Raw genomic sequence first — 6,018 nt, forward strand, 5'->3', positions numbered from 1 at the left:
TGCAGATAAAAATAATTGCCCCCGCGTCTACTCTGCTAATCAATGGAGAGAAGAAATGGATAAGTTGCAGATTGAAGCCCCCATCGATCTAATCGATGCTAAAAAAGAACCTGATGAAAAAACAGTGTTGAGCGGTCAGATTGACTATAACCCACACTCACTCGATCCTTTGGGAAAAACTCGCTACGGTACGTTCTACATTAACCTTTATAGCGATCTGTATCTTTTCCAAATTGCAGCCGACTACCAATTCCATTTTGTGAAAAATTGGACTAAAACTCATAAAATAGGAACCAGTGATTTGTTTGAAGATAGCTGGTCTATACAGCTAGGACCTCTGAGCGATCGAATTTCGGAGATTTTGGTTTAACCGATATTCCGCACCATCAACTATCACGCAGATAGTTGATGGTGCGAAACGAATTTTTCTATCCAACGATCGTCAAATAATAATTCATAAATGCGGTTACTGACTTGGAGATAATCCCCTTGCTTGACTACTAACCCTGACATGAGCAATTCCCGTTTCTGCTGAATTATCAACCGCTGCAACTTGTCCTTGATGTAAAATCTCTCGGTAAAGTTTTAGCAGTTCGATCGCACGCTGTTTATCGTTCAAAATCCGCTCGCCTATCGTCCGCAAATGCTCTGCTTGGTCTTGAGATTCCCAATTTTCGATAATTTGCGATCGCCCAAGGCAGCGTTTCTTTCAAGTACCTCTGAAAAGTCCCTCCTTTTTTCGCCTGCACCCCTGCTCCTCTGCTCCCCTACTCCCCTAAGTGGGTTATTTCTGCCGCGCTACACTACCTCGCTACAGATTATTTTCAAGAGTCCGATAAAAAACTGTATTTTTTTCCCTAGACGGCGTTCGGTCGGCTATAAATATAAAGATAACTATGTGTCGTGCCAAGGGCAATTTTGATGAATGAAGCTTTAATACAGCGCTTTGTCGAGCTGATTTCTAGTAACACAGGTTTGCACGTCAGGGAGCAAGATCGGGAAAATTTAGCAAAAATAATATGGGCGCGGCTCAAAATTCTCAGATTATCAACACCGGAGGATTATTATCAGCTTTTGCAGCCTCATACGGACAGCAATGCTGTTGAGGATACGCTACCGGAACGGGAATGGCGAGAACTGACACATCTGTTAACAACAGGAGAAAGTTATTTTTTTCGCGATAAAGGTCAGTTTGCTCTGCTGAGAAACATGATTCTACCGGAATTAATTGCCGCCAAAAACAACGCTGCAAACATCCAAGCAGGTGAAAAGCGATCGCTGCGTATTTGGAGTGCCGGATGTTCGACTGGTGAAGAACCATATTCCTTGGCAATCCTTCTACAGGAGTTGCTGACTGATTTGGATGATTGGAATATCTTTATTTTGGGAACCGATCTCAATCAACAAGCAATTGAGAAAGCCAAAGCCGGAATTTATAGTCCTTGGTCTTTTCGCCTGGTAGACACCGATCTACAAATGCGGTATTTCCATCAACGCAAAACTGAATGGCAAGTGGATAAACGTATTGGCACGATGGTAAAGTTTGCTTATGGCAATTTGGTAAAAGATCACTATCCCAGCCTTAATTCCGATATTCACAGTATGGATCTGATTCTGTGTCGAAACGTTTTCGTATATTTTGAATACAATGCTATTTCAGTTGTCTTAAAAAAGTTTTACGATACGCTTCTTCCTAGCGGTTACCTCATCACCGGACATACAGAACTTTACGCTCAAGATCTGGGTTGCTTCCAAGTGAAAGTTTTGCCCGAGTCGGTGCTATATCAACGCAAAGAAAATGTCGATTTTCAAAGTACAAAATCGGTAGTATATAAAGCTACTATTCCCGAAGTTAACCGCCAGGAATCTCCAAAAGGTATGCTTTGGGAACGGCCTAATACTATAGGCAAGAGTTGGCGATTGGCAAGACCGAACATCCACACCGAAAAATCGTATAATAGCGATAATACAACAACCTTGGCCAAGTCGCGGGAAATGATTGTTCCCGATATCCCGAATTCTATCTTGAGGCTGACATCTTCACAAATGCAATCGAGTCCTCATAAAATAGAAGAACAAGACCTCCTTTTGAAGGCAGAAAAACTATTTGACAAAAAAGCTTATGCAGAAGCAATAAGACAAGCAGAACAAATAATTCTCTTGCAACCAGCAAATTTTGGAGCTTATTACTTACTGGCTCAAGCTTATGCCAATTTAGGCGAACATAACAAAGCCATATACTATTGCGATCGAGCAACTGAACTCGATCCTTTATCTGTTATACCTTATTACCTTTTGGCACACATTGCTGAAGAAAAAGGAGATATTGAGAAAGCCAAAATTTATTTGAAAAGAATTATTTATTTAGTGCCATCTTCTATTTCCGCATATTTGGAACTCGGTTTAATTTACAAGAGAGAAGGAAATGCTATCAGGGCACGAAAAATGCTAGCTACAGCTATAGAATTGCTCAAAGATTTACCGCCATCAGCTACAGTCGCACAACAAGATGAGGTAACAGCTGGTGAATTGCTTGCTTATGTGCATAAAGTCTTAAGAGATCGTACATAATAGCCTATTTTCAGAAGAGTGCGGTTTGAGGTAAACTAAAAACAGCTTGACTTTTGGATTAACAATCGTGGACGAATTAGAAAACTTTGCTAAGAATGCGTTTTACCTTTTGATTGGTGGCGTAGCCCTCACCGTTGAGAGAAGCGGTCAAATTCTCCAAGAAATCGAACAGCAAGCCCCAATCGTAATAGATGAAATGATCCAAGTCGGTGAGGCGAAATTTAATGAGTGGTCTAGCCAGCAACAAAATTATGCCTCCGGACCTAGAGAAGAGCTGCGACAAAGGCTTTTTGTTCTTGTCAAGGGAGATTGGGAGTTAGCCGAACGCTTGCTTCAGCAGGCGAGGGACAACAATCCCGGACGTTCGGAAGATTGGTATTGGGAAAAAGTAATTTACGATCTAGAAAGGGATAACCTTTGAGAAGGGAGAGGGAGAGCGAGAGCATTCAAACCAGAAAGATAAAAATCAGCCTAAAAAAGTGAGGAGATACAGTCGATCGGTCGTCACTTATCAGTCACCGATCTGCTTTGCCTTCTCCAATCCTAAAAATGCCCTTTGCCTGTGTCCTCTCCCACTGTATTTTATAGCGGAATTTTCTAGCAAACAAATTTAATGGCATCATAAGTTGGGTTGAACTAAGAAAACTCAACCTATGATTTATTTTAACTGAGATTTTTAGCGAAAAGCAAAAAAGTGTTAGTCCTAGATGGTATAAGGGAATCTTAAATATAGGAAGAGAATACGCTTCCTAATTGCCTTTCGTGCAAAAATTAAACTATGTTAACAATAGTTGATAAACCTTATTTGATCTTTAGCCTTAATGGTGCGCTCTACGGTGTGGAAGCTGAGTGCGTACAGGAAATTTTTTCTTTGCCGGAATTGAAGCCGATCGCCGAAGCACCCCCCGACATTGTTGGCGTTGTTAATCTGCGTGGAGATATCCTGCCGATCGTCGATCTCAATCTGCGCTTCGGGTATAAGCAGCTAGAATATAGCCTGAGCGATAGTGCGATCGTCCTGGAGTGGCAAAAACTTCGGATTGGCATTATTGTCAATCAAGTCCATGAAGTTTGTAATATTCTCCCAGAGGACATCTCAAAAGAGCTTTTCTACAGTCGTGAAGTTACTGCCAAATCTCACAGTTTCGTGTCCGGTATTGCCAAAGTAGCAGCAGATATAGTAATGTTGTTAAACAGTAAAAATTTGCTCCGCTACTCCGAGTTGTTTGCAGCTTCAGTCGTACATAAAACTGTAGAATTAGATGCAGATGAAGAGAGAGTAGCTACAAATTCTCGCCATCAACCTTACATATTCTGTCCGCACGCTACACCAGAAGAAAAAGCCATTTTCCGAGAACGAGCGGAAAATTTGATGCGACCTACTGAAAAACAGGATTTCGCCGGATTAATAGCTCTGGCAGTAGTTGGTTTGAATGGCGAATATTTTGGACTGGATTTAAAACTGGTGCGCGAATTTACCGAGATCCGGAAAGTAACACCCGTTCCCTGCTGTCCGTCTCATATTATCGGAAACATGAATTTGCGGGGCGAAATAGTGACGTTAGTTGATATTCGCGGCGTGTTGAATATGCCGATGTTAAACACAAAAATTGTCACTAAAGTGATGGTTATTTGTGTTGATGATTTCGTCGCAGGTGTGACAGTTGATGAAGTGTTTGATGTCGCATATTTGCACCCATTACAACTTTCACCTGTGCCGACGGCAATCCATTCTATCAATAACGAATACCTACAAGGTACAGCTCCGTACCGAGAAAAAATGATGAGTATCTTAGATTTGCAAAAAGTTTTTACTAAAGGTGAATTGATTGTAAATGAGGAGGTGTAAACAAACACAAAAATTTACATATTTAAATCGATACTCACAAATACTTCACATTTATAGCGCTAAGTAAAAGATAAATACCAAAGGGTAAATTGAGGGAGACAGAAATATGGGAAATTGGGAAATAGGTAGTAAATTTAGTAATTTGAAACTGCGCTCTCGCATTATTATGGGATATTCTGTTCCCCTATTGCTGTCGATCGGTATAACTGGGTTGGTATATTCAAATCTTAGGGAAGTAGATCGGCAAAACAAAAGGCAAATTATAGGCCAAGAAATGGTGAAAAACTCCGATCGAATAGCATTGAGTATAGCCCGAGTGCAGCGGTCTGCTAGAAGCTATTTGCTAGAAGCTGACGAGGAAAGCTTGCAAGATTTCGACGACGGCGAGGAGTTGTTTGAGCTAGCTGCCACTTCTCTGGAACAACTGGTAGAAGTTCCAGAACAGAAACAGCGTCTGGCTGCAATCGTTGCCTTGGGAAATAAGTCTATTGAATTGAACAGAAACTTGATCGAGCTTGTAAAATCTGGCAGAATCAAAGAAGCGTTGCAAAAATATGCTTCAACAGACCGTCAAAATCTCAATCGTCAGCTGGAAAAAGTGCTGGATGACTTTAACCAAACAGAGGATTTTATTCAGGCGAAAAAGAATAAAGAAACTGAAGCAGCCCTAAGCTTTCTTAACATGATAGTGGTGTTATGTACATTGATGTCGGCGATCCTAGCAATACCGATCGGTTTTTGGATTGCTTCACGCATCACGGCGGCGATTAATGAGAGCGTTAATGAAATCGCTACCTCATCAACACAAATTGCCAGCACCGTGGAAGAACAACAACGTACCGCCAATCAACAAGCATCTGCCGTGCATCAAACTACCACCACTATGGATGAATTAGGTGCGTCCTCGCGTCGATCGGCAGAACAAGCCGAAATGTCGGCAGTAGGCGCAAGGCAAGCGCTATCGAAAGCAGAAGAAGGCAGCCAAGCTGTGGTGCAAACTCTTGAAGAAATGGCGATACTTAAAGAAAAAGTAGAAGCGATCGCACAACAAATCCTGCACTTAAGTCAGCATACGAATCAAATAGGCTACATCTCTGGAGTAGTAAGCGACCTCGCCAACCAAACCAATATGCTAGCCTTAAACGCCGCCGTGGAAGCAGTGCGAGCTGGCGAACATGGTAAAGGTTTTGGTGTCGTTGCCAGCGAGATTCGCAAACTAGCAGATGCTAGTAAAAAATCTGCCGATAAAATTAACATTTTAGTTGCTGATATCCAAAGATCAATTAACTCAACAGTAATGGTAACTTCTGAGGGTACTAAAACTGCTGAAGAAGGAGAATTGATTGTTCAACAAACAGCAGCAGCTTTCACAGGCGTAACCGAAGCCATCAATAACGTCTTTACCAACAGTCAACAAATCTCGCTCAATGCCAAACAGCAAGCAGTAGCAATTCAGCAAGTAGTAGAAGCAATGAACGCTCTCAACGCCGCAGCTGTAGAAACAGCTAGCAGTATTAATCAAACCAAAGTTGGCATACAAAAACTCAATGCAGTCGCTCTGAATCTCAAGACAGCCGTATAGCAGTCTCATCGCTTAT

The 6,018-nt window shown here is 41.7% G+C and carries 5 protein-coding genes and 1 pseudogene; 5 read left to right on the forward strand and 1 reads right to left on the reverse strand.

The features are described from left to right. Nucleotides 1-370, forward strand: a pseudogene (locus tag H6S82_RS15030) (hypothetical protein); the annotation flags it as partial. Between the two features lie 96 nt (nucleotides 371-466). Here H6S82_RS15030 and H6S82_RS15035 read toward each other — a convergent pair. Further along, complete coding sequence (locus H6S82_RS15035) at nucleotides 467-619, reverse strand: hypothetical protein (RefSeq protein WP_190466490.1); 153 nt, start codon at nucleotides 617-619, stop codon at nucleotides 467-469. A 302-nt stretch (nucleotides 620-921) separates the two neighbouring features. Between H6S82_RS15035 and H6S82_RS15040 the strand changes: the two genes are divergently transcribed. From H6S82_RS15040 to H6S82_RS15055, 4 genes are all read left to right on the forward strand, one after another. Next, on the forward strand, nucleotides 922-2,571 hold the full coding sequence (locus tag H6S82_RS15040; RefSeq protein ID WP_190466493.1) for a CheR family methyltransferase: 1,650 nt from the start codon (nucleotides 922-924) through the stop codon (nucleotides 2,569-2,571). A gap of 67 nt (nucleotides 2,572-2,638) precedes the next feature. After that, nucleotides 2,639-2,992, forward strand: a complete 354-nt coding sequence (locus H6S82_RS15045) for a hypothetical protein (protein ID WP_190466496.1) — start codon at nucleotides 2,639-2,641, stop codon at nucleotides 2,990-2,992. 357 nt (nucleotides 2,993-3,349) lie between these two features. Next, entirely contained in the window at nucleotides 3,350-4,420 is a 1,071-nt protein-coding gene (locus tag H6S82_RS15050) for a chemotaxis protein CheW (RefSeq protein ID WP_199315365.1), read from the forward strand. A gap of 106 nt (nucleotides 4,421-4,526) precedes the next feature. Continuing rightward, nucleotides 4,527-6,002: a methyl-accepting chemotaxis protein gene (locus tag H6S82_RS15055; RefSeq protein WP_190466499.1), complete on the forward strand. Its 1,476-nt coding sequence runs from the start codon at nucleotides 4,527-4,529 to the stop codon at nucleotides 6,000-6,002. Nucleotides 6,003-6,018 lie beyond the last annotated feature (16 nt).

The sequence above is a fragment of the Planktothrix sp. FACHB-1355 genome (assembly GCF_014748295.1).
GTDB lineage: Bacteria > Cyanobacteriota > Cyanobacteriia > Cyanobacteriales > Aerosakkonemataceae > Aerosakkonema > Aerosakkonema funiforme_A.

What these genes read in the sequence shown, in the direction of transcription:
- H6S82_RS15040 (WP_190466493.1), top strand. Translation starts at nt 922, where the DNA reads ATGAATGAAGCTTTAATACAGCGCTTTGTCGAGCTGATTTCTAGTAAC.
- H6S82_RS15050 (WP_199315365.1), top strand. Translation starts at nt 3,350, where the DNA reads ATGTTAACAATAGTTGATAAACCTTATTTGATCTTTAGCCTTAATGGT.
- H6S82_RS15055 (WP_190466499.1), top strand. Translation starts at nt 4,527, where the DNA reads ATGGGAAATTGGGAAATAGGTAGTAAATTTAGTAATTTGAAACTGCGC.